Annotated in this window: 17 protein-coding genes; 10 read left to right on the top strand and 7 right to left on the bottom strand. The window is 48.0% G+C overall.

The features are described from left to right. The first annotated feature begins 88 nt into the window (after positions 1-88). Complete coding sequence (locus ACMCM8_RS17255; protein ID WP_412723883.1) at positions 89-1,315, top strand: threonine/serine ThrE exporter family protein; 1,227 nt, start codon at positions 89-91, stop codon at positions 1,313-1,315. Between the two features lie 16 nt (positions 1,316-1,331). Here ACMCM8_RS17255 and ACMCM8_RS17250 read toward each other — a convergent pair whose 3' ends face one another. From ACMCM8_RS17250 to ACMCM8_RS17235, 4 genes are all read right to left on the bottom strand, one after another. Then, positions 1,332-2,336, bottom strand: a complete 1,005-nt coding sequence (locus ACMCM8_RS17250) for a DUF697 domain-containing protein (protein ID WP_412723881.1) — start codon at positions 2,334-2,336, stop codon at positions 1,332-1,334. Then, positions 2,333-3,721: a YcjX family protein gene (locus ACMCM8_RS17245; protein WP_412723879.1), complete on the bottom strand. Its 1,389-nt coding sequence runs from the start codon at positions 3,719-3,721 to the stop codon at positions 2,333-2,335. Before ACMCM8_RS17245 ends, ACMCM8_RS17250 begins: the two co-directional genes overlap by 4 nt. A gap of 197 nt (positions 3,722-3,918) precedes the next feature. Further along, entirely contained in the window at positions 3,919-4,680 is a 762-nt protein-coding gene (locus ACMCM8_RS17240; RefSeq protein WP_412723877.1) for an MBL fold metallo-hydrolase, read from the bottom strand. A 41-nt stretch (positions 4,681-4,721) separates the two neighbouring features. After that, the gene (locus ACMCM8_RS17235; RefSeq protein WP_412723875.1) at positions 4,722-5,645 is read right to left on the bottom strand and encodes a LysR family transcriptional regulator; all 924 of its coding nucleotides are present in this window, start codon (positions 5,643-5,645) and stop codon (positions 4,722-4,724) included. Positions 5,646-5,859: 214 nt separating this feature from the next. Here ACMCM8_RS17235 and ACMCM8_RS17230 point away from each other — a divergent pair, with 214 nt between their 5' ends. Continuing rightward, positions 5,860-7,092, top strand: a complete 1,233-nt coding sequence (locus ACMCM8_RS17230; protein WP_412723873.1) for an acyl-CoA dehydrogenase family protein — start codon at positions 5,860-5,862, stop codon at positions 7,090-7,092. 77 nt (positions 7,093-7,169) lie between these two features. On the opposite strand, the gene ACMCM8_RS17225 is transcribed toward ACMCM8_RS17230, so the two are convergent. Both ACMCM8_RS17225 and ACMCM8_RS17220 read right to left on the bottom strand, forming a co-directional pair. Continuing rightward, entirely contained in the window at positions 7,170-9,263 is a 2,094-nt protein-coding gene (locus ACMCM8_RS17225) for a TonB-dependent siderophore receptor (protein ID WP_412723871.1), read from the bottom strand. A 150-nt stretch (positions 9,264-9,413) separates the two neighbouring features. After that, a complete protein-coding gene (locus ACMCM8_RS17220) occupies positions 9,414-10,406 on the bottom strand; it encodes a GlxA family transcriptional regulator (RefSeq protein WP_412723869.1) in 993 nt (330 codons plus the stop codon). Positions 10,407-10,531: 125 nt separating this feature from the next. Here ACMCM8_RS17220 and ACMCM8_RS17215 point away from each other — a divergent pair, with 125 nt between their 5' ends. From ACMCM8_RS17215 to ACMCM8_RS17180, 8 genes are read left to right on the top strand one after another with little or no spacing between them, the layout of a single operon-like run. Then, positions 10,532-11,686 (top strand): acyl-CoA dehydrogenase family protein, encoded by a 1,155-nt coding sequence (locus ACMCM8_RS17215; protein ID WP_412723867.1) that lies wholly within the window; start codon positions 10,532-10,534, stop codon positions 11,684-11,686. 29 nt (positions 11,687-11,715) lie between these two features. After that, positions 11,716-12,705 (top strand): NAD(P)H-dependent flavin oxidoreductase, encoded by a 990-nt coding sequence (locus ACMCM8_RS17210; protein WP_412723865.1) that lies wholly within the window; start codon positions 11,716-11,718, stop codon positions 12,703-12,705. Between the two features lie 3 nt (positions 12,706-12,708). Next, the gene (locus tag ACMCM8_RS17205; protein WP_412723863.1) at positions 12,709-14,346 is read left to right on the top strand and encodes an acyl-CoA carboxylase subunit beta; all 1,638 of its coding nucleotides are present in this window, start codon (positions 12,709-12,711) and stop codon (positions 14,344-14,346) included. A 31-nt stretch (positions 14,347-14,377) separates the two neighbouring features. Further along, positions 14,378-15,187 carry an enoyl-CoA hydratase/isomerase family protein gene (locus ACMCM8_RS17200; RefSeq protein WP_412723861.1) on the top strand — a complete coding sequence of 270 codons (810 nt, stop codon included), beginning with the start codon at positions 14,378-14,380 and terminating at the stop codon, positions 15,185-15,187. 7 nt (positions 15,188-15,194) lie between these two features. Continuing rightward, positions 15,195-17,183 carry an acetyl/propionyl/methylcrotonyl-CoA carboxylase subunit alpha gene (locus ACMCM8_RS17195; RefSeq protein WP_412723859.1) on the top strand — a complete coding sequence of 663 codons (1,989 nt, stop codon included), beginning with the start codon at positions 15,195-15,197 and terminating at the stop codon, positions 17,181-17,183. Next, positions 17,176-19,005, top strand: a complete 1,830-nt coding sequence (locus ACMCM8_RS17190; protein WP_412723857.1) for an acyclic terpene utilization AtuA family protein — start codon at positions 17,176-17,178, stop codon at positions 19,003-19,005. Before ACMCM8_RS17195 ends, ACMCM8_RS17190 begins: the two co-directional genes overlap by 8 nt. Beyond that, positions 19,005-19,877, top strand: a complete 873-nt coding sequence (locus ACMCM8_RS17185) for an SDR family oxidoreductase (RefSeq protein WP_412723855.1) — start codon at positions 19,005-19,007, stop codon at positions 19,875-19,877. The genes ACMCM8_RS17190 and ACMCM8_RS17185 overlap by 1 nt, the downstream gene beginning before the upstream one ends. 20 nt (positions 19,878-19,897) lie before the next feature. Then, entirely contained in the window at positions 19,898-21,496 is a 1,599-nt protein-coding gene (locus tag ACMCM8_RS17180) for a class I adenylate-forming enzyme family protein (protein WP_412723853.1), read from the top strand. A 107-nt stretch (positions 21,497-21,603) separates the two neighbouring features. Here ACMCM8_RS17180 and ACMCM8_RS17175 read toward each other — a convergent pair whose 3' ends face one another. Beyond that, positions 21,604-22,725: an ABC transporter permease gene (locus ACMCM8_RS17175; protein ID WP_412723851.1), complete on the bottom strand. Its 1,122-nt coding sequence runs from the start codon at positions 22,723-22,725 to the stop codon at positions 21,604-21,606. Position 22,726 lies beyond the last annotated feature (1 nt).

Raw genomic sequence — 22,726 nt, 5'->3', positions numbered from 1 at the left:
GAAAATTTAGCCAGACAACCTTTGGTTGGTCTGGCTTTTTTGTCGCTGATAGATCATATTACACACACTGAATGTTAAGGAAATAGCGTTGGATACCGTTGAATTTATTCAAATTCGAAGATTTATTGTGAAGCTTGGCAAAATGTTGCACAAGTACGGTACGCCGGCGTTCCGCCTCGAAGCCTATCTCGGCGAAGTAGCTAAGTATTTAGGTGTCCACGCGTCTTTTATCTCTACTCCCACTTCGTTGACCTTTGTCATTTGGAGCGACCGCCACGAAGACGAATACAGCCATGCGGCTAGACTATTACCCGGTGAACTGGATATGAATGCGCTGTCATTGACTGATGAGCTCGCCAGTGAGCTATTGGCAGGCAAATTAACGCTAAGTGAAGCAGATAAACGCCTCAATAAAATTGATGCGATGGGCAGCCCTTATGGCAAGGTAGTGACAGGCGTCGCCTTTGCAATGGCAACGGGGGCATTCGCAATATTGATGGGCGCCAGCTTAAGTGAAATTGTATGGTCTGGAGCCCTGGGTATTGTGGCCTATTTGTGGACATTATGGGCGCAGCAATCCAAACGAGTTAATTTAATGCTTGAGCCTGTTACTGCCTTTGTCGGCGGTATATTGGCGTGCGCAATAAGTCGCTATATTGATCCTGGGATCAATATTCCTCTTGTCGTGCTGTCTTCGGTGATTGTCTTCGTGCCTGGTCTTGCTCTCACCATGGGACTGGCTGAGTTGTCATCCCGCAATATGGTTTCTGGTACTGCCCGCACCATGGATGCCATTATGCAACTATTCAAGCTCTATTTTGGTGCTTTTCTGGGTGTTTCTGTGGGCTTTAGCGCATTTGGTGAAAACATTTATTCACCGGCTGAGTCGTTGCCGTACTGGGCGACCTGGTTGGCGGTATTCTTATTGTGTATCGCACTTGTGGCCATATTCCGTACGCGCATCAAACATATTCCCTGGGCACTGGCTGCGGCCTTTATTGCCTATAGTGCCACCGCGTGGAGTTCAGATTATATGAGCCCGGGTTTAGGTGCATTCGTCGGCGCTTTTGCGTTGGGGATCTTTGCAAATGCGTTTACGCGTATAGCTAACCAACCCGCCACTATTGTCGCCATGCATGGTTTAATTGTGTTGGTGCCGGGGTCAAAAACCTATATTGGCCTGAACTCATTTATGACAGGTCAGGATTTTGTCAAAGCTGACCATTTAGGGCAGGAAGTATTTTTGATCTTTATGTCACTGGTGGCCGGCTTAATTTTCGCCAACGTGGTGGTGCCGACGAAAAAGGCGCTTTAACGCGCCCTTTGTGAAACTAGTTCAGAAGCTTAATTAAGGCTCTGCCGAGTCTGGCATTAAGTGCTCCCGCGGCGATGGCTTCGGCTGAGTTTTCCATAAATTTAGCCGACAAACTGCCCCCTATTTGGTTTGCCACTTCATCGGTAGCAAGGTCAAATATTCCCTGAGCAGCAATATTTTGCGCCAATACTTTCAATAGCTTCCAGTTCCCCGCAGTACCCGGTCGAACACCGTATACTTTGGCCATGCGCCTAATCGTCCTAAAGCTAATCCACACCACTGCCAGTGTCTGAATTAAATTGTTGGGACTAATAAAGGCTAAGCTTCCTGCGGTTACCGACTCTTTGTTCAACACCTTCTGTGCTTTTTCCTGAACCGGTTTAAGTACTGTGTCTTCGTATAAGCCCAATCGTTCAGGTGCACTCATATCACTTTGCAGCTGCTGTTGGTATCTTGAAAAACAATACGCTGCATAGGAGTGGCTGGAAAATCGTCTGCCGTGCTTCAATAATATTTCACTGACTTTTTCGACTGTTTCATCCGCCCCTTTATTGGCGATTAATTGACGGATCACAACTGCATCAGCCATTGCCGTATTCACCTGTTTGTACCCTCGCCATTCCCGTGCACTGAGCAGTCCAAAACATCCCACGAAACCCGCCAACAGTGCGCCAAGTACGCCGGTTCCAATGGGGTGTTCGCTAAAATTTGCCGCAAGTGTAGTGTAGGCATCGAATACAAAAAAGCCCAGCAGGGATATCACCCCAAAACCCAGTGTCAGACTGCCTAACGGCATCCCTTCATTTTGGGTTTCCACTTCCCATACGTCTTCTGACATCTGCTGAGGTAAGTGGGTTTGCGGTTGAGCGATATCTAGCGCCTGGGTGGTGACTTTAGCTTTGTATTGAGGTCGGATACGCTTTTGCTGTGACGTACTCTCACCCTGTTGCTCGTCTCCCTTCTCGTAAGCAGTGTCGAGGGTGTTATGCTCGTCTTTGTAAGGGTGTGGTGTATTACTCATTCCCGCTCTCCTTCCAATAAAAATTGGAGCAGTCTGTCTAGCCCCTTGCCCGCCAATATACGTGCTTTATAGTCCGGTGGTACACATACGTCTTCCGTGGGAAAGTGACTTCCCTCGTCCATCTCTTTTAATGTACTCGGGATAGTCTCAAACGTCGATTCAACGTAGCGACCTTGACTGTCCTTGTAGCGAATAGCATGTTCGGTGCTTCCTTCGTCTGTCACTTGCATAGCAGAGACCAAAAAATGTTCAAAGGTGATGGGCTTATCGGTAAAGCGTGCTCTTGCGCCTTCTGTTATTTGGGTCAGCAATTGCAATAGGTTAGGTCGCTGGCTGGCAGGTATTAAGTCTGCTTTTGTAGCAACAAAAGCCACTTTGCCAATTTGTTCTTTTTTCAGTATGTTGCGAGAAAGCCAATTGCTTTGCCCGTAAACAAAAGTGTCAGCCAAGTGACTCAAGGTTTCCTTTAATTGGTACAAGTGCTGGCGACTGTGATTAAGCCCTTCAAAGAGATCGACTAAAATTATCTGCTTATCTGTTTCTTTAAATATTGACTGCTTAAGCGGCGTTAACCACTTAGTTTGAAACGTGCGGAAATGGGCATCAAACGCCTTGTACCAAGGGTGAGAAACATCGCTGGTAATACTAGAGGGCAAGGGCGTAAATCCGTATTCCAGCCAGTCGAAATCGCTGGAGTCCAACAGGAAACTCCCCGGTTGCAATAACGATATACCGTTAGTTTTTGCCTCAATAAGGTAATCGCGATAAGCATTCACCAAGTGCTGTATTCGCTCTGGCGTAGGGGGCTGCTCAAAGTCAAAGCGATTAACCTGGGTTTTCCAAGCGTCGGCGAAATACTGTTGAGGGCCACTGCTCAATTGAGCCCACGCAGAGTCTGACCACTGGGCATAGGTTTTACTTAACATAGGAATGTCAGTGATCCATTCCCCCGGATAGTCTATGAACTCAAAGACCACATCACTGTGGGGAAGCACGTGGCGTTTTATTGATGCTGTCTGCTTTAAGCGTACCACCAATTTAAAACCATAGGCTTCTTCGGTCGCATCAGGCCATTGGCCGTTTTCCAGCGCGGTAATATTGGTCAGGTGAGGAAAGGGTTTGTAGCCTTCCAGCGGCTCAATACGCATATCGAGTACTTTTGAAGGAGGCAAATAGCGCAATAGTGGCAAACAAGCATACCCTTCTTCACTGCGACTTTTTAACAGTGTAATTAGGCTGGTAAACAGCATAGATTTGCCACTGCGACTCAGTCCGGTAATAGTAAATCGGTGAGTTTCTTTACTGAATACGTCAGCCAATTTATCGCTGGTGAAAGACGCCATCGCACGCGTTTTATCAATAAGCGAGGCAATATTTTTCTGCATGGCGTCTCAGTCACTCCCTAAAGTGTTTTGTCATCACACGCGTTTTCTCACAAAGTACTCATTCGCATTGTATCAGGTCGCTCGCTTTACCGAGCACCACATGACAATGCGTTATTACTACTATGTGGTTGTGAAGAAGATAAAAGCAAGGTCGGCTAGCGCAACAACTGACTTGCAACACCAAAAAGCACGAAGCCCTAGTGCTCCTTAGTTAGCCCAAACAACTTTTTCTTAATGCGATTTTTGCTCGAATGCCAGTGGTTCTTGGGCTTTCGCGGCGCGTTATCAATGACGTGTTCAAAATCGATATCGGCTTTTTTAGTCGGTGCGACATGAGCACAAAAGAATGTATCAATTTGTGACTGGGCTAGTTTTTTGAGGGTCTCACGATATTGATTGGGATGGCATAACGGATATGGCGGTACCAATTGGCCTTTGACCTGCACCAACACATCGGCAATATAGGCTTGTCGCGTAGGTGTATGCAGCAACGAGAGGTCGTGGTCAGTGTGTCCAGGGGTATATAGCACTTGCCAATTGGCGAAGCCGGGTAAGGTCTGTTCATCGTGTAAGATGATATCGGCCATCAAAATAGGGTGATACCACACCGACAAACGTGGCTTACCTATTCGGCTTGCAACCCACAATGTTAAAAATAGGTCGATACTGTGGGCAACTCGCCCCGCAAATCCCGCATACCATTGACCTGCCTTGGGGTGAGCCGCCACTTGTGCACCGGTGCGCGCGCGAAGTCGCATCGCGCCACCAGCGTGATCGGGATGCATATGAGTGACTACAATTAATTTTAAATCGCCCAAAGGCCGCCCTAGTGTCTGGGTGATATAACGACATACATTGTCCACGTCAGCGCGACTGCAACCGTCGAGTAACAATAACCCAGCCTCTTCTTCGACAAGGTAAATTTGCTGAATATAGCCAGATAGAGTGTGGATCTTCATAAAAATAGCCGTAACACAGGGTAGCTGAATGCTAACAAAGTTTATCTGGTTAGACCAGATTCGGCGAATAGCTTCAGCACCAAGTTTTTAAGCCACATGAGGCCTGGCTCTCCCTCTTGTTGGTTGTGCCAGTAGAGGTGTGTTTCAAATGCAGGCAGCGTAAAGGGAAGCTTTGTACTTATCAGCTGACTGTCTGTCACCACACTGGCAATAGACCCTGGCAGCGTCAGAAGCGCCTGAGTGTTTGCCACCACGTCCACAGCAGCGCGATAACTTTGACACCGCCAAGCTGAAGGGCGATTTACTCCTAATTGCTGTAAGGCAAGTTCCTCAACCGACGCCCCTTTTGTCCGGTTTGATACCGTGATATGCCTCGCATCTAGGTATTTCTTTTTGTCCAATGCGCCAACAAGCGGATTGCGTTTATTCATCAAAACGCGATAGGTATCTCTTCTCAACAGAGTATGTGAAATCGGCGGTGGCACTGAACGGCCAATGTCTATGACGAGGTGTAAATTTCGGTTAGTCAGATCAGCGAGCATACTATCGCGGTGCAAACGTGTACTGGCTATCTCAATGTTGGGTGCCTGTTGCTCTAGTGTGGCCAACAGCACGGGTAAAACGCCTAATTCCAAAGACTCTTGCATAGCAATGACGAAGCGTTGATGACTATGGAGCGGGTCGAATGCGCTAAACTCACCAAGTGCTTTTCTGATATCGTTGAGCGCTTGTAAAACAGCAGGCGCTAGCCTTTCGCAGGCCGCTGTGGGCAACATGGTTTGCTTGTCTTTAACAAACAGTGGGTCATTGAGTATGTCACGGCACCGACGCATAGCATGACTTACCGCAGACGGTGTGAGGTGAAGTACTTCTGCCACTCGGGTCATGTTTCTGTGATGCCAAAGTGCCTCAAATATTTTCAGTAAATTGAGATCGAGTTTTTCAAACTGCCTGTTCTCTAGCATGTTGTACTCCCAATATCGTTAGCGTTGTTTTAGCGTCTCTATTACGTGCCTTTGCCCACCGCCATACAGTCGGACGATAGCGCACATAGCCATGCCTCACAGTATGAATATAATTCACATCGACATAGGATTATATTTCATTTCATTCACCACGCAATAACCCCTAGTATGAATAAAACAAAACGATACCAACTTGCATTCTTGGGGGTTTACTATGGATTTCTCTCACAACGACAAAACGAAAGCCTTGCTAAAACGGCTTGACGCCTTTATCGACGAGCACATTGCACCTATTGAAAACGAGGTGTACGACTTTCATCACAGCGAAAACAACCACGGTGATTGGCGACGTTGGAAGTTGCACCCCGGTACCGAAGCGCTCAAACAAAAAGCCCGCGACGCCGGGTTAGCCAACCTGTTTCTACCCGATGCTGAGCTGGGTCAGGGCTTGACCACATTGGAATATGCTCCTTTGGCGGAGCGTATGGGTAAATATCTATTTGCCCCTGAAATATTCAATTGTAATGCACCAGACACAGGTAACATGGAAGTGCTTTATCACTTTGGCAACGAGGCGCAAAAGGCCAAGTGGCTGACGCCCTTGCTGGCAGGGGAAATAAGATCGGTGTTTGGCATGACAGAGCCTGACGTGGCGTCATCTGATGCGACGAATATGGCAGCGACCATTATCGATGACGGCAACGATGTTGTGATCAACGGAAAAAAGTGGTGGTCAACAGGGCTCGGTCACCCCAACGCCGCTATCACTATCTTTATGGGCTTGTCGAACCCCGACAACGAAAAACACGAACGTCACAGTATGGTGGTCGTGCCTCTTGATACACCTGGAATTACCATTAAACGTATGTTAGATGCTTATGGCGATTTCGATGCACCTTATGGGCATGGCGAGATGCATTTCGATAATGTACGCGTGAGCAAAGACAATCTCATTATGGGATTGGGTAAAGGCTTTGCCATTGCCCAAGGTCGCTTGGGCCCCGGCCGTATTCATCACTGCATGCGTGCTATCGGCATGGCTGAAAAAGCATTAGATCTTGCCTTACAGCGTGGTCACGAAAGAGTAGCATTTGGCAAACCCATTATTCAATTAGGGGGCAATCTAGAACGCGTGGCAGAGGCGCGAATGGCCATAGAACAAGCGCGGCTTCTCACTCTTCATGCGGCTTGGAAAATTGACAACTTAGGGGTTAAACACGCCATGACAGAGATATCTGCCATTAAAGTGGTGGTGCCTAATATGCTTCAACAGGTCGTTGATATGGCATTGCAGATCCACGGTGGTGCAGGTATGTGCAGTGACTTTCCCCTTGCTCGATTTGCTGCAGGTGCACGAGCGCTGCGCTTGGCCGATGGGCCAGATGAAGTGCACAAAGCCATGGTATCTCGTCTGGAACTTAAAAAGTACCAGACAAAACAAGTTTAACCTTTTGCAGTTAGCCTTGTTCAACACACAAAAAAGGGAGCAAAATGCTCCCTTTCTTTTCACTATTAGAACAATAGTTAGAAGGTGTAAGACAGACTGACCATGCCATTTACCGGCATACCGTAGTAACCGATAGTGTGAAGGCTGTTGATATACTTCTTATCAAACAAGTTATTAATGTTTGCACGTAACTCAAGCGCGTCAGTAACGGCATAGGTAGCATAGGCATTCGCTAGGAAGTATGCGCCTTGCTCAACATTGTAATCAACATTGCTGATCTCTGACTGCCATCTACCGCCAAAGCCAACTTCAAGTTCAGGTACGGCAGGTACTTGGTAGCCCAGTTGGAAGATCAATACGTCACGCGGTGCCCAAGTATTCGCATCGTTACCTTGCTCGTCTTCTACATTAATGTGGGTGTAAGCAGCGTTTGCACGAAGTGCGTCTGTCAATTGACCTGCTACTTCAATTTCAAAACCGTCTGACTCTACCGATACCCCTTTGTAGTAGTATTGTAGCGTGTCAGGGTTAGTACCTGCATAAGCTGCAAGATTGTCTTGCTCTGCTGTGAAGTAAGCAAAAGTCGTCATCAACTTGTCGTCGAACCACTGCGCTTTGATCCCTGCTTCGAAGTTTTTGCCTTTTGTAGGGTCGAGGTACTGGCCATTGATGTCATATTGCTCTTGTGGCTGATAGACATCCGAATAGCTCACGTATGCATTAACACTTTCTGTGAATGCATAAGTAGCGCCAATGTATGGACTCGCTTCGCTTTCTTTGTTGTCGATTATGGCACCTGAATTTTGACCATCGCGTTCAAATTCAATGGCATTAAAACCGGCGATAACAAACAACTCATCAGTGATGTTAAGTTTAGCAGAGCCAAAATAGCGAGTCAGTGTTTGCTCAATATTTGAGTATTCAGATACGGCTAACCACTCTGGCTCTGGAATGTCGCCAATGCCGTATGGAAAGGCTGGCGTAGGTCCAAAGGCAGGTGTGCTGCCATAATCAAATGCATGAACGTATGACACATCGTCACTGGTAGCATGACTTATGCCGAAGTTGACTTCATGGTCACGGCCAAATAATTCGAAGCTACCGAAAATTCGTCCTTCTACGAGGTGTGAATCGCGCTCATCGTCATAACGACCTGGCCAACCGGTAAGGCCCAACCCCGTTTCTTTATCAATTACACCATAGGCATAGAACAATTTGCTCTGACTTGCGAAATCGCGGTAGTTGTAGCTAAGTAGTAGCTGCCAATCGTTATCAAATACGTAATCAAGTTCTACAAACGCATTGGTGGCTTCTGTATCCCACTTCGTCCACTCTTGGGTAGTCGTATCACTCACGTCCCATTCAGCTTGTGTACCGTCGCTGTAGTTAAATACCAACCCACCCCAGGTATTGCCATCAGTGTTAGCATCTTGGTACGACACCCCTGCAGTAACCGTTGCATTATCGGTTAGCTGACCATCTACCACACCGTATAGGAACATACGATCATTGGCTAAGCCATCTAGATGAGACTCTTTTTCTTCATAACTGCCCACCACACGCGCAGCCCAACTGCCATCTTCAGTCAACAGCATTGAGTAATCGCCCTGGCCACGTACGAAGTTATACGAACCTGCGCTGACGGCCATCTCACCGCCTTCCTCATTTTTAGGACGTTTACGCACGTAGTTAATAGTACCTGACGCATTACCCACACCGGTTAAAAGACCGTTGGCACCACGAATTACTTCTATTTGCTCGTATCCATAAGCTTCTACAGAGCCCGTAACGATACCCCAGTCATTAGGCAAGCCAACACCATCAATTTGGGTGTTCTTAATTTCAAAACCACGAGCGGTGTAATTGGTACGGTTAGTTTCCCACTCTTCAACATTGATACCAGGCGCAAGCTTCAAGGCGTCGTTGATGTTGAATGCGCCAAAAGACTGCATAAGATCTTCAGAAAGAATACTAATGGACTGTGGCGTGTCACTAATTTCCATGGTTAAGCCCGTTGCGCCGCGGCTCACACGATTTTGACGCACACCTACAATACGAATTTTTTCAACGTCAGCTTCTTTGACTTCAGACGTGTCGTTTGGTGCAGTTTGTGCATTTACAGACAATGCAAATGCAATTGGCGATAACGCAAATAAGGAAAGTAGTTTCATAAATCTCTCAGCGCTGGATTAGTATATTTGTGTGGCCGGAGATTATACTCAAATCAAAAAATTACACAAATGATAATTATTTTCATTTGTTTTAAAATGTCTATTTAGCAAAGCACTATACTCTCTAAAATGAATACTCGCTTTGGTGATTCACGATTTGCGAGGTGCAGCATGAACTCGATTTCGGTAGTCCATACGCCAATGCGCTATATTTTTGCCGTAGGTACGCTTAAATAAGCGGTTGAAGTGGCCTGGGTCTTGATATCCCACAGCCCATGCAACCTCTTCTGCACTTTTATCACTGTGCTTCAGATATTCTTTTCCTTGCTCAACACGCAATTGCTGGAGATACCCCAGTGGCGTTTCTCCTGTAGCATCTTTAAAACGCCGCTTAAAAGTACGCACTGACATATTGATACGGGCGGCCATTTCAGTGACAGTTACCGATTCTGCAAAATGGATTTCCAACCATTGCTGTATGGTAAGAATTTCATCGTCCTGATGGTGAGTTTGGTGGTTAAGCGAGGTCATCTCACCGCTAACACCCCGTTTAAAATCCACCAAAAATGTGTGTTCAATTGCACTGCCCACCTGTGCACAAGACAAACGGGAAACTAGGTAAACAATAATCTCTATGCCGGCGTTAAGTCCCGCAGAACAATACAACTCGCCAGTAGCAGTGATAAATCTATCGGTTCTGACATCCACCTTGGGGAAGGATTTGGCAAAGTGGGCCTGTTTGTGCCAATGGGTGGTACTCATTCTGTCGTCAAGCAAACCCGCTTGAGCCAAAAAGTAAGCGCCCGTTGCAGCAGCCATAATGGGAATACCTTGCGCATGCCAGTGACGAAGTTTAGGGTAAAGGGCAGCTTGCTTATCCAATAAATCGTCCACATCTCCCCATACGCTGTGAAGCACCACTAAATCGGTTTCTTCAATATCCGCCAAGGCACAATCTGGAATAATAGCCAGGCCACTGAAAGTGGTCGTCGGTTGTCCGTCAATGGTAACCAGTTTTATCGCAATCGGTACACCAAACAGCTTTTCCTGCAGATCCGAGGCAAACTTAAGGACATCGTGGGTCAGTCCCATACTCAAGCCCATGGTGTTTTCGCTGGCAAATAACGTGACGTGTTTAAGCACCCTACTCTCCGTTGACAAAAAATCCCATTTTGGCCCAAATGGCCAATCAATTGTCCCAACTCACACTGTTAACATTTTTTTCACAAAATTACTATAAACCTAAGCTAATTTTGTGGAGACAAGCGATGCAGTTCACCGAGGAACACAACGCACTCAGAAAAACCGTACACGACTTCGTCAGTCAAGAAATGGATCCCTTTATTGAAGAATGGGAACAAGAAGGCATTGCACCATTACATTCACTGTTTAAAAAAATGGGAAATTTGGGGTTACTGGGGATCCACAAACCCCAAGCGTATGGGGGAGCCGAACTCGATTATAGTTATAACCTGGTTTTCGCCGAAGAAGTAGGACGAGCATACGGCGGCTCTATTCCCATGGCAATCGGTGTGCAAACTGATATGGCCACCCCTGCCCTTGCGCGCTTTGGAAGCGATGAATTAAAACGCAACTTTCTTGCGCCAGCGATAGCCGGTGACATGGTAGCGTGTATCGGCGTCAGCGAGCCCGGTGCGGGTTCAGATGTGGCAGGCCTTAAAACGACTGCCCGTGCCGACGGCGATGACTATGTGATAAACGGCACCAAGATGTGGATCACCAATGCCACGCAAGCAGACTGGATTTGCTTATTAGCTAACACCAGTGAAGGTCAGGTTCACGCCAATAAATCACTTATTATTGTTCCCTTAAACACACCGGGGATCACCATCTCCAAGCCGTTGAACAAGTTGGGCATGCGCGCCAGTGATACCGGTCAGATATTCTTTGACAATGTCAGGGTGCCCAAGCGCTATCTGATTGGTGAAGAAAATAAAGGCTTCACTATGCAGATGATGCAATTTCAAGAAGAGCGCATGTATGCCGCTGCCAGTGCGCTTAAAGGTATGGAACGCATTATTGCCGATACTATCGAATGGACCAAAGACCGCCAGACCTTTGGACAACCCGTCATCAATAATCAAACGGTTCACTTTAAACTTGCCGAACTACAAAGTGAGGTGGAATTACTACGCGCCCTTACGTGGCAAGCATGCCAAGAGCACATTGACGGTAAAGACGCCACCTATCTCGCCTCTATCGCCAAACTCAAAAGCGGCCGTTTATGGCGACAAGTCGCCGATAGCTGTCTGCAGTATTGGGGCGGCATGGGCTTTATGTGGGATAACCCGGTATCCCGTGCTTATCGCGATACACGCATACTTTCTATCGCTGGCGGCAGTGATGAAATGATGCTGGGTATTATCGCCAAATACATGGATATCTTTCCAAAACGCCGATAATTCAATTTAACGATATTGAGCATATTTCCATGAACAAGGTTTATGACACGCTAGATAAGAACTTAGCACTTCCCGTGATCTGTGCCCCTATGTTTCTTGTGTCGAGCCCGCAACTCGTCATTAGCACATGCCTTAATGGTGTCGTGGGCTCCTTTCCCACGTTTAACACGCGCTCACAAAGTACGTTAGATGAATGGTTGCACGAGATAGAACACGCGCTTGCAACTGCACGAGAAACCAATCCATCCAAACCAATTGCCCCCTATGCAGTAAATATGGTGGTTCACCCTTCTAATCAGCGATTGCAAGCCGACTTCGACGTAGTAAGCAAACACAAGGTGCCTTTTGTCATTACCAGTCAAGGCGACCCGACTTCGATAACTCAGGCGGTGCACCGCTGGGGCGGTATTGTCTTTCACGATGTGACAAACCTGACCCACGCAAAAAAGGCCCTGGCTGCGGGGGTCGATGGCCTTATTCTCGTTGCTGCAGGCGCCGGTGGCCATGCGGGCACCATTAATCCGTTTGCATTGGTGCGCGATATCCGGGAAATATGGGCAGGACCGATTGCCCTTGCAGGAGCAATAAACGACGGTTTTGGAGTGAGAGCTACAGAAGTTTTAGGCGCTAATTACAGCTATATGGGCACGCGATTTATCGCCACCCAAGAAGCGCAAGTGCCTAGCGACTATAAATCCATGCTTATCGATGCAGACATAGATGATCTTGTATTTACTGATACCTTCACAGGCGTGAAGTGCCACTTCCTGAAACCCTCTATTGCCCGTGCAGGTATCGACCTTGAACAGTTAAATAGCAAAACAGCCGTCGATCTTGACCTGGGAGGCAGCAATGCGTGGAAAGATATGTGGAGTGCCGGTCACGGTGTGAGCGGTATCCATCAAGTGCTCTCGGTAGACGAGTTAGTTACACAGCTAAAAAGTGAATACGTACAAGCGTCAAACACCCCCGTTTTTAGCCCTTCTACTTCATCTACCGCCTCGCAATTAGAGGAATAATTCATGGCTACTCTGCATTCAGATATTGATACAAACAGCGACGCCTTTATTGCTAATGCGCAAGTCATGCAACAGGCTGTGGAAGAATTTCGCGAGATAGAGCGAAACGTGATCACACTTGCCAAGGAGAAAGCCCCTCGTTTTGCCCAAAAGGGCTTACTTTCGCCGCGCCAGCGGTTGTCTTTACTGTTAGATGCAGGTCAGCCATTTTTAGAATTGTCGACCCTGTGCGGTTATCTTCAAGAAGGCGACAAAGACGGCAGTGCTGCAGGCGGGGGGGTGATCACCGGCATTGGCTACGTAGCTAATACACGCTGTATGATCATAGTGGATGACTACCTAACTAAAGGCGGAAGTATTACTGAGTTAGGCAGCAAAAAACGCCTTCGCATGTATCACATTGCGTTGAAACAAAAGCTACCCGTCTTGGCCCTGTCGCAAAGTGGCGGGGGCGACCTCACGTCACTAGGCGATTGGTTTGGTTTTTCTGCCGCAGGGTTTGCCATGCAAGCCAAACTGTCAGCAGCAGGTATTCCCCAAATTACAGTGGTGCATGGCAGTGCCACAGCAGGTGGTGCCTACCAACCCGGCTTATCTGACTACGTGATCATGATAAAGCAACAATCAACGGTATACCTCGCCGGCCCGCCTTTGCTTAAAGCTGCCACTGGCGAAATTGCTACCGACGAAGAAATCGGCGGCGCACAAATGCACAGTGAGGTATCAGGCGTAGCAGATTTTTTAGCCGAAGATGACCATGACAGTATCCGTATCGCACGGGACATCGTAGCCGCATTACCCTGGCAACAAGCGTTGCCAGGGCATGGAGGATATGGAGAGTCCTTTGAAAAGGACGCCCAACCATCCTCCCCTCATTACCCAGTCTCCGAGCTAATTGGTATTGTGCCGCGCGACCCCAAAACCCCTTACGACGTGCGGGAGGTCATCGCTCGAATTGCTGACCACTCACAATTTGTCGATTTCAAAGCGGATTTTGATATGGGCACAGTCTGCGGCTATATGGCGATTGAGGGAATGAAGTGCGGCGCTATCGGTAACAATGCCCCCATTACCGCTAACGGTGCGGCCAAAGCGGCACAGTTTATTCAGTTGTGTGAACAAGCTGGCTTACCGTTACTGTTTTTACACAACACCACGGGCTTTCTTGTGGGAACCGAGTCCGAGCGCGCTGGCATCATCAAGCACGGCGCAAAGCTGATCCAGGCGGTCACCAATTGTAGTGTCCCCAAAATAAGTCTGGTGTTAGGAGGCTCTTATGGCGCTGGCAATTACGCTATGGCTGGTCGGGGTATCGAACCAGACTTTATGTTTGCATGGCCTCGCTCTGTGGTGGCGGTAATGGGCCCAGCTCAGGCTGGAAGTGTGTTACGCACAGTCGCCGAGGCCAAAATGGCCCGTTCTGGGAATGTAGATCAGGCAAAACTTGATGCATTGGCTGCGCACACTATCAGCGCGATGGAAGCCAAGTCTCGCGCATTGGCTAACTCAGCCAGATTGTGGGACGACGGCATAATAGACCCTCGTGATACGCGAAGTGTGCTGGCATTTACGCTCTCCATCTGTCTAGAAGCCAAATCTCGTACTGTCAATCCCACCAGCTTTGGTGTAGGGCGCCTATAGGCACGGACGAAAAGCAAAAGGTAAATAGGCTATGAACGAATTAAATGCCAATACATTTAAAGAAATAATCGTCAAAGAAAACAAGGGTGTGCTTACTCTTCGCTTTAATCGACCACAAAAGAAAAATGCCATGAATCTGGCGCTGGTAAACGAAGTGATTGACGTTTTCGACGCCATCACGCAGCTACCTGACATACGTGTGGTCGTGATAGAAGGGTGTGATGGCCACTTTTGCTCAGGCGGTGATATTTCAGATATGCACCTCTCTTCTTTAGCACCTGAACAGCGAGAGCGCACGATATGGCAATTTAACCGACGTTTTGGCGAGATGATCACCAAAGTCGATAACGCTACTGCTGTGGTCATAGCAGTGCTTGAAGGCGCGGTACTTGGAGGTGGATTCGGCGTAGCCTGTGTCGCTGACTTAACGTTAGCTAACCAAAGTGCTTACTTTGCCCTACCTGAGACGAGCCTGGGACTAATTCCTGCCCAAATTGCACCATTTGTCGCGAAACGTATTGGCCTGCATCAGGCCAAAAGATTAGCGCTTACCGGTGAGCAGCTTTCATTCTCACAAGCCCAGGCGCTGGGTCTTGTTCACTATACCTTCGAAGAAGCACATCGGGAACGGGAAAAAACAGCATTAATTGAAAAAGTGAAGCATTGTGCACCGTCAGCTAATGCTCTCACCAAGCAGTTACTTCGCGACATTGAGCATCAGCCTTTAACCGCCCTGCTCGATCATGCTGCCACCTTATTCGTCCAATCCCTGACTTCAAAAGAGGGTACAGAAGGTACCCGCGCGTTTGTTGAAAAACGAACGCCTTACTGGTGCAAGTAGAGTACTTATGAAAACCACTATCCACAAAATTTTGATTGCTAATCGCGGGGAAATTGCGTGCAGAATTATTCGCACCGCTCATGCACAAGGTTATTATACTGTCGCGGTATACAGTGAAGCTGACCGCGACGCACGCCATGTAGAGCTTGCTGATGAAGCGGTGTTGCTCGGGCCTGCTGATGCCGCATCTTCTTATCTGAATCAACAACGCATCATTGAGGCCGCACTCGCTACCCAGGCAGACGCCATTCATCCAGGGTACGGCTTTTTGTCCGAAAATGCCGACTTTGCCAGAAACTGTACCCAATCAGGTATCACCTTTATCGGGCCCCGTCCCGAAGCTATCGCGCTGATGGGTAGCAAGCGGCTATCAAAGATAGCCATGCTAGAAGCGGGTGTGCCCTGCATTGCTGGCTATCAAGGTGATGATCAAAGTGACGCGACCTTATTGCAAAAAGCGACAGAGATCGGCTTTCCTCTGATGGTAAAAGCCAGTGCTGGAGGCGGTGGCAAAGGCATGCGACTGGTGTGGGAAGAAAATGAACTCGACACGCAAATCCGCGCTGCCCGGTCTGAAGCCCAAAAGGCATTTGGCAATGACGAACTTATTTTAGAACAAGCTCTCATTAAGCCCAGACACATAGAAATACAGATTTTCGCCGACGCTTATGGCAACACTATATATCTAGGGGAAAGGGACTGTTCTATCCAGCGCAGGCATCAAAAAGTAATCGAAGAAGCGCCCTCGCCTTTTGTCGACGAAACGTTGCGCCAAAAGATGGGTGAAGCGGCGGTTAATGCCGCGAAAGCCTGCCAATACTGCGGCGCAGGTACGGTAGAGTTCCTTGTGGATACGCACAAACGCTTTTATTTCTTGGAAATGAACACGCGATTGCAAGTTGAGCACCCCGTTACCGAGTTAGTCACTGGGCTTGATTTAGTCGATTGGCAACTGCGTATTGCTGCAGGAGAACCGCTTCCCCTTACCCAGCAAGAAGTAACAATAAAAGGGCATGCTATTGAAGCCCGCTTGTATGCCGAAGACCCCCGACAGCAGTTTTTCCCTCAGACCGGCCACGTATGGCATTGGCAGCCTCCCCGAGAAGCAAATGATGTACGAGTGGATCACGCCATGCAAGTACATAGTGCAATCAGTGCCCATTACGACCCCATGTTAGCTAAGGTGATTGCGTGGGGCGACAATCGCGCCAGTGCAGCGCGTAAACTGACACGGGCGATAACCGATACCCAGCTATTAGGTGTAAACACCAACAAGCACTTTTTGGCCCGTATTTTAATGTCTACAGGCTTTTTAAACGACGCGGTAACCACGCACTTTATTGAACAACACGCCAATACCAGCGCCATTCTAGGCAGTGCAGACCCCTCGTTTCTGTGTAAGGCAGTGGCAGCTGCGTTGTTTATTTGCTCTTCCCACATATCCCGCGCTGAACACTGGCAGGCAGCTATTGTGCAACAATTCCCTATCACATTGAGTTGCAATGAGAAGCGCAGTGCACTGATGATTACGCAGCAGCAAAACGTCTTTAGCGTAACCGACGCCACATGCCAACAGCACATCGAATTTTACATGGTTACCAGAAACCCGAACGGTTGTGACGTTCATGTAAATGGCGTGCGACAGCGTATGTGTTTTTGGCGCAATAACGACATGCTATTTATTGACGATGGGCAAGGACATTATCAATTTAATAACGTTACCCACCACCAAAATGTGCACCACAACACCGTACAAGCGACGGATATTCGAGCGGTCATGGATGGCGCTATTGTAGCCTTGCTGTGTAACGAGGGTTGCCTAGTAGAAAGCGGGCAAACTGTTGCGATCATGGAAGCGATGAAGATGGAGCACCCATTAAAAGCGCAATGCACAGGAACAGTGTCTTTGCACGTTTCTCAAATAGGGGAACAGGTAAAGACAAAACAGGTAATTGCTACTATTACTCCAACTAGAGAGGATGAGCCCCGTGAATAATTCTTCGCAAAAAACCGTAAGAATAGGCGGCGCCTCGGCGTTTTATGGCGACAGCCAGCTGTCAGCCAGGCAACTGGTTGAAAAAGGCGATATCGACTTTTTAATTTTTGATTATCTCGCTGAAGTCACCATGGCAATCTTGTCTCAGGCGCAGCGTCATAATAACAGCTTAGGATACGCCGTCGACTTCGTGACCGTGGCTATGAAAGATGTAATAAGTGATTGTGCTGCCAAAGGAATAAAAGTTATTGCCAATGCAGGCGGTGTTAACGTGCCGGGCTGCATAACGGCGTTATACCAGCTTTGCGAGCAGCTTGATCTGTCCCTAAACATCGTCGGCGTATATGGCGACAACATACTAACAAAGCGCGACAACATGTCGCTTGGCGATACCCAGCATATGGACACCGGTGACCCTTTGCCCAGTCAGCTTACGTCGATGAACGCATATTTAGGGGCACGCCCTATTGCAGATGCGCTGGATGCCGGCGCCGATATCATCGTTACCGGGCGGGTAGTCGATAGTGCGCTCACCCTAGGCCCTCTGCTTCACACGTTTAGATGGCACGACACTGATTACGATAAATTAGCTCAGGGCGCGTTGGCAGGTCACGTGTTGGAATGCGGCGCTCAATGTACCGGCGGTAACTTTACCGATTGGGAAACCGTGCCGGACTTTTCCGACATGAGTTACCCTATAGCCGAAGTCAGTGCAGACGGAAGCTTTACCATTGGGATTGCCCCAGAAACTGGTGGGCTTGTGACACCGGCGACCGTGGCTGAACAAATTTTGTATGAAATTGGCGATCCTGCCAACTACCTGCTTCCCGATGTACGATGTGATTTCACACAGATAGACCTACATCAGAGTGGACCCAATCTTGTATCAGTACAGGGGGCTACTGGCAGCGCACCGGGCAACAAATACAAAGTGTGTGCTACATACATTGATGGATTTAGACTTACCGGCACCTTTTTTATGGCGGGCTTAGCTGCGCGCGAGAAGGCACTTACGAATATTCGCGCTTATCTCAAACGCACTCAAGCAGCGCTGGATGCGCAGGGTTTAGCGCCCTTTCGTCAGATCTATTTCGAAGTCTTGGGCAGCGAAGATACCTACGGCCCCCACGCTCAAATGCACCATACACGAGAAGCGGTTGCCGTTTTCTCCCTACATCACAGTGACAAAAGCGCGTTGCAATTTGCCGCCAACGAAATGGCCTACTTAGCCACGTCGGCCGCACCCGGCATGGCCGGGTTTGGTGCAGGCAGACCCAAGCCTCAGCCTTTCATTCGCCTGCACACGTTTTTGCTCGACAAAGATCAGATTGACGTAATCATTCAAAAAAATAACAGCGTTATAAAACAAACTACGTATGCGACAAAAGAAACAAGCCAACACAAGGTAAACGGCCTATTTGACCGTACTTTACTTGATGAAGCATTAAGCCTTTTAGACGTACAGGATACCCAGACATTGCCCCTGATCGAACTGGCCTACGCGCGAAGTGGTGACAAAGGTAATAATCTGAATATTGGCGTGATTGCCCGACACCCTCAATTAGTACCTGTACTATACGCGCAGCTGACTGAGTCAGCAGTAGGTGCTTTTTTTGATCACTACATAGAAGGCTCGGTGACGCGATTTGAATTAGCCGGCTTAAATGCATTTAACTTTTTAATGACTGAAGCCTTGGGAGGCGGAGGTACGGCGTCGCTTAGAACAGATAGTCAGGGCAAGGCGGCTGCCCAAATGTTACTGACCATGCCTATCCAGGTGCCAGTTTCACTGTTGACATATACCAAGGGAGGCCAACACTAATGCCTTATCAATCGACCCTTGCAGCCTACTCGTTTAAAAACCAAACCATTGTCGTCACAGGAGGTGGCAGTGGCATAGGTCGCTGCACGGCGCACGAAATAGCCGCATTGGGTGGCCATGTCATCTTAATAGGTCGTAGGGAAAGCAAACTCATCAATACCGCGAACGAAATTAAACAAGATGGCGGCAAGGCAAGCTTTTACAGTTTGGACATTAGAGATGAAGCTGCCGTTACTGCAACCATTGAAACCCTTCTTAAACAACATTCACGAGTACACGGATTGGTCAACGCGGCTGGCGGTCAATACCGCGCCTCACTTGCTGATATTTCAAAAAGCGGCTTTGAGAAAGTCGTGCAAACCAATTTAATTGGCGGCTTTCTCATGTCTAAGACGCTGTTTAATGCACACTTTTCACATCACGGCGGTGCCATTGTGAATATTACCGCTGACAACAAAAACGGCATGCCAGGTATGGGGCACTCTGGGGCTGCGCGCGCAGGTGTGGAAAACTTAACCCAAACAGCGGCATGGGAATGGGGCCCTTTTGGCGTGCGAATTAACGCCGTGGCGCCGGGCTGGGTGGCCTCATCTGGCCTTGATACCTACCCTAAGGCCATGCAACAAGCGATTCGAAGTCTACCTCATGCAGTGCCTTTAGGTCGCATTGCCAGCGAGGCTGAAATTTCCTCGGTCATCTGTTTTCTATTGAGCAAAGGTGCAAACTTTATTACCGGCCAAACCTTATTTGTCGATGGCGGCGCCAGCATGGGTTCAGCCCCGGCGCTTTACCCCCTTTCACACAAGGGCAACCCCAACAGTGAGACGTACAACGGTTTTCACCGCAGTATCACGCCTGACGTATTGCGTTAACCTGATAGAAGGAAAGCAACATGGGACAACAACAACTCGAAAAAAATCTGGTAGAGCGTGTAGCAATGGGCGATTTACTTCGACGGCGCGCCCGGGACAGCGCTAAATTGCCTGCGCTGGTAGATCACTACGGGGGACAACGAAGAGAAATCTCCTACGGTGCGCTGAACCACAAGGTTAATCAGCTGGCCCATGCCCTTATGGACAAAGGGGTCAAGCAAGGTGACAAGCTTGCGATTATTGCAATTAATCAAATTGATGTGGTTGCTGTCTATTTTGCTTGTTACAAACTGGGCGTAATAGCGGTACCCATCAACTTTATGCAAAGTATTGAAGATGTAGCTTTCAATTTAGAACACAGTGAAACCCGCGTAATCATTTATGATGTCATGCTTTCCGATCTGGTGGCTGCCAGCATTCAGAATAATGATCATATTGCCTTTACGGTGCAATTAGGTGATGAAAACGGACGCGCTACCTACGCCATGAACGCGCTGCTGGCCGAAAGTAACAGCGGAGAAATCACTGATAGGGTAATTCGCGATCGCGATACAGCCCACATGATTTACACCTCAGGAACCACGTCAAAACCCAAGGCGGTTGAAACGTCTCATTTATCATTGACCATGGCCGCCCTTAGCGGGGCATTAGAGCTAGATATAGCCAAGCAATGCCGCATGCTGTTAGTGCTGCCTATGTTTCATTGTACGGCGCTTTCAATTCTGTTTCCGGTAATGATGCGTGGGGGCTGCGCTGTACTGCACGCCGCGTTCGAACCCATGAATATTGTTGAAAGTCTGGAGAAGGAAAAAATTGAGACCACTGTCCTATTACCTATGATGTGGAATGCCATTATGGCGACGCCTAACTTTGCCCAACGCGACTTTACCCATTTCAAGTTAGCGATTTATGGCATGGCTCCTATGAGCCAACAGAATCGTCAACAAATTCGCGACGCCTTTGGCTGTAAAATTCACCTCGGTAGCGGTCAGACGGAGTTCTCACCGGTGTCATGCTTGTTTTTAGACAACAGCCAAACGCAATTTGAAGAAGGAAATTATTGGGGAGTTCCCCTTTGTTTTACTGAACAAGCTGTCATTGATGACAAAGGTCAGGAGGTAGCCCAAGGCGAAGTGGGCGAAATCGTATGGCGCGGCCCTCAAGTTATGAACGGATACTATAAAAATGAGTCGGCCAGTCGTGCTTCTTACCAACATGGTTGGCATCATACCGGTGATTTGGGTTTTATCGATAGTGAAGGTCAGTTGCTTTTTATTGACCGGATAAAAGACACAATAAAATCTGGGGGAGAGAACGTCTCTTCGCAAAAAGTAGAGCAAACCCTTTGCTTGTTCCCCGACGTTGAAGCCGCAGCCGCATTTGGCGTTCCACATCCCCACTGGGGAGAAGCGGTCTGTGTGTGTGTGGTAGGTCGCCATTTGACCAACAACAGCTTGCCTGCCATTAACGAGTTCTGCAAAGAAAAACTAGGCAAGTTCGAAGTGCCCAAACACATCTTTCTCTGCGATTCGCTGCCCATGACCAGCACGGGCAAAATTCGCAAAGTGGCGTTGAGAGAACAATACAATGATTTCTATCGCGATACCTATGCTGACTAGCATAGGTAGTGGGCAATAAACATTTACTCCACAGCCTAGTACCGACTTGTTACAGGCTGAGCACAGACTGATTACTGACTTAGTAGCGAGCTAAATAAAGTGGCTTGCTACGCCATACTCCCAATGGTGTTTTTAAAGCGCCGAAGTGCGATGATGTAAAACACACAGCCTATAACAAAAAGCGAGATAAGCTGTGGGTAAATAACGCTTAATCCCGCCCCTCGATATAGCACACTTTGCGAGGCCATAACGAAGTGAGTGTTAGGCATAGAAAGCATAAGGTATTGAATGATTTCCGGCATACTTTCACGCGGCGTAGTACCGCCCGAAAGCAATTGTAACGGTAACAATACTAAGATAAGTAGTAATCCAAACTGAGGCATTGAGCGCGCTACTGTTGCCATGAAAATTCCCATACTGGATACCGCAAAAAGCTGTAATGCAACCGCCACCATAAATAGCCAGACATTCCCGGTTATAGGTACCCCCAACACGCCCTGAATTACACTATATACAGACAGCAATGTCGCACTCCAGACCACTAATCCCGTCGCCAGTATTTTAGAGATCATGATTTCGCTATCAGACACCGGCATAGCCAACAAATGCTCAATCGTGCCGCGCTCTTTTTCACGAATTAATGCAGCGCCAGACAATATAATGGCAATCATAGTAACCGCACTAATGAGTTCCATTACCGAACCAAACCAGTAATTCTCTAACGCAGGGTTAAATCTTGCGCGTATGACAAGCTCAACAGGATAGCTTATTTCTTCTTTATAACCCTGTAAGTAAGCATTTACTTCTGCGTTTATAATCTGGGCAATATAACCGTTACCGGAAAAGGCCTGACTAATCCGTGTAGCATCCACATTGACCTGAATATCGGGTTGGGTTCCTCTCATCACCGCCTTTTCAAAATCCGGTGGTATAGTGACAACAAAGGTATACTCCCCAGTGTCCAATGATACGTTCACTTGGTTGTCATCAATAATTTCAGGTGTAAGAAAATAAGGCGGGTAAAAGGCATCAATTATACGGCGGGACAACTGCGTGCGGTCGTGATCAACAAAGGCAATAGGGGCGTTGTGTAGAGACTCAGGAATGGCAGTGGCTGCCGTATAAATATTAAGGGTAAATACATAGATGATGAGGATCATCATCGCAGGGTCACGCCATAGGCTCCACATTTCTTTAATACCCAACTGGGTGATATTAGCAATCTTCATT

Origin of the sequence: Alteromonas sp. D210916BOD_24, assembly GCF_047159385.1 — a bacterium.
Lineage (GTDB): Bacteria > Pseudomonadota > Gammaproteobacteria > Enterobacterales > Alteromonadaceae > Alteromonas.
Note: the sequence above shows the minus strand (reverse complement) of the source record. Positions and strands in the feature narration are given on the sequence as shown.

Excerpts from the sequence above, each read along its gene's own strand:
- ACMCM8_RS17250 (WP_412723881.1), bottom strand. The coding sequence starts at position 2,336 with ATGAGTAATACACCACACCCTTACAAAGACGAGCATAACACCCTCGAC.
- ACMCM8_RS17245 (WP_412723879.1), bottom strand. The coding sequence starts at position 3,721 with ATGCAGAAAAATATTGCCTCGCTTATTGATAAAACGCGTGCGATGGCG.
- ACMCM8_RS17240 (WP_412723877.1), bottom strand. The coding sequence starts at position 4,680 with ATGAAGATCCACACTCTATCTGGCTATATTCAGCAAATTTACCTTGTC.
- ACMCM8_RS17235 (WP_412723875.1), bottom strand. The coding sequence starts at position 5,645 with ATGCTAGAGAACAGGCAGTTTGAAAAACTCGATCTCAATTTACTGAAA.
- ACMCM8_RS17230 (WP_412723873.1), top strand. The coding sequence starts at position 5,860 with ATGGATTTCTCTCACAACGACAAAACGAAAGCCTTGCTAAAACGGCTT.
- ACMCM8_RS17225 (WP_412723871.1), bottom strand. The coding sequence starts at position 9,263 with ATGAAACTACTTTCCTTATTTGCGTTATCGCCAATTGCATTTGCATTG.
- ACMCM8_RS17215 (WP_412723867.1), top strand. The coding sequence starts at position 10,532 with ATGCAGTTCACCGAGGAACACAACGCACTCAGAAAAACCGTACACGAC.
- ACMCM8_RS17210 (WP_412723865.1), top strand. The coding sequence starts at position 11,716 with ATGAACAAGGTTTATGACACGCTAGATAAGAACTTAGCACTTCCCGTG.
- ACMCM8_RS17205 (WP_412723863.1), top strand. The coding sequence starts at position 12,709 with ATGGCTACTCTGCATTCAGATATTGATACAAACAGCGACGCCTTTATT.
- ACMCM8_RS17200 (WP_412723861.1), top strand. The coding sequence starts at position 14,378 with ATGAACGAATTAAATGCCAATACATTTAAAGAAATAATCGTCAAAGAA.
- ACMCM8_RS17195 (WP_412723859.1), top strand. The coding sequence starts at position 15,195 with ATGAAAACCACTATCCACAAAATTTTGATTGCTAATCGCGGGGAAATT.
- ACMCM8_RS17185 (WP_412723855.1), top strand. The coding sequence starts at position 19,005 with ATGCCTTATCAATCGACCCTTGCAGCCTACTCGTTTAAAAACCAAACC.
- ACMCM8_RS17180 (WP_412723853.1), top strand. The coding sequence starts at position 19,898 with ATGGGACAACAACAACTCGAAAAAAATCTGGTAGAGCGTGTAGCAATG.
- ACMCM8_RS17175 (WP_412723851.1), bottom strand. The coding sequence starts at position 22,725 with ATGAAGATTGCTAATATCACCCAGTTGGGTATTAAAGAAATGTGGAGC.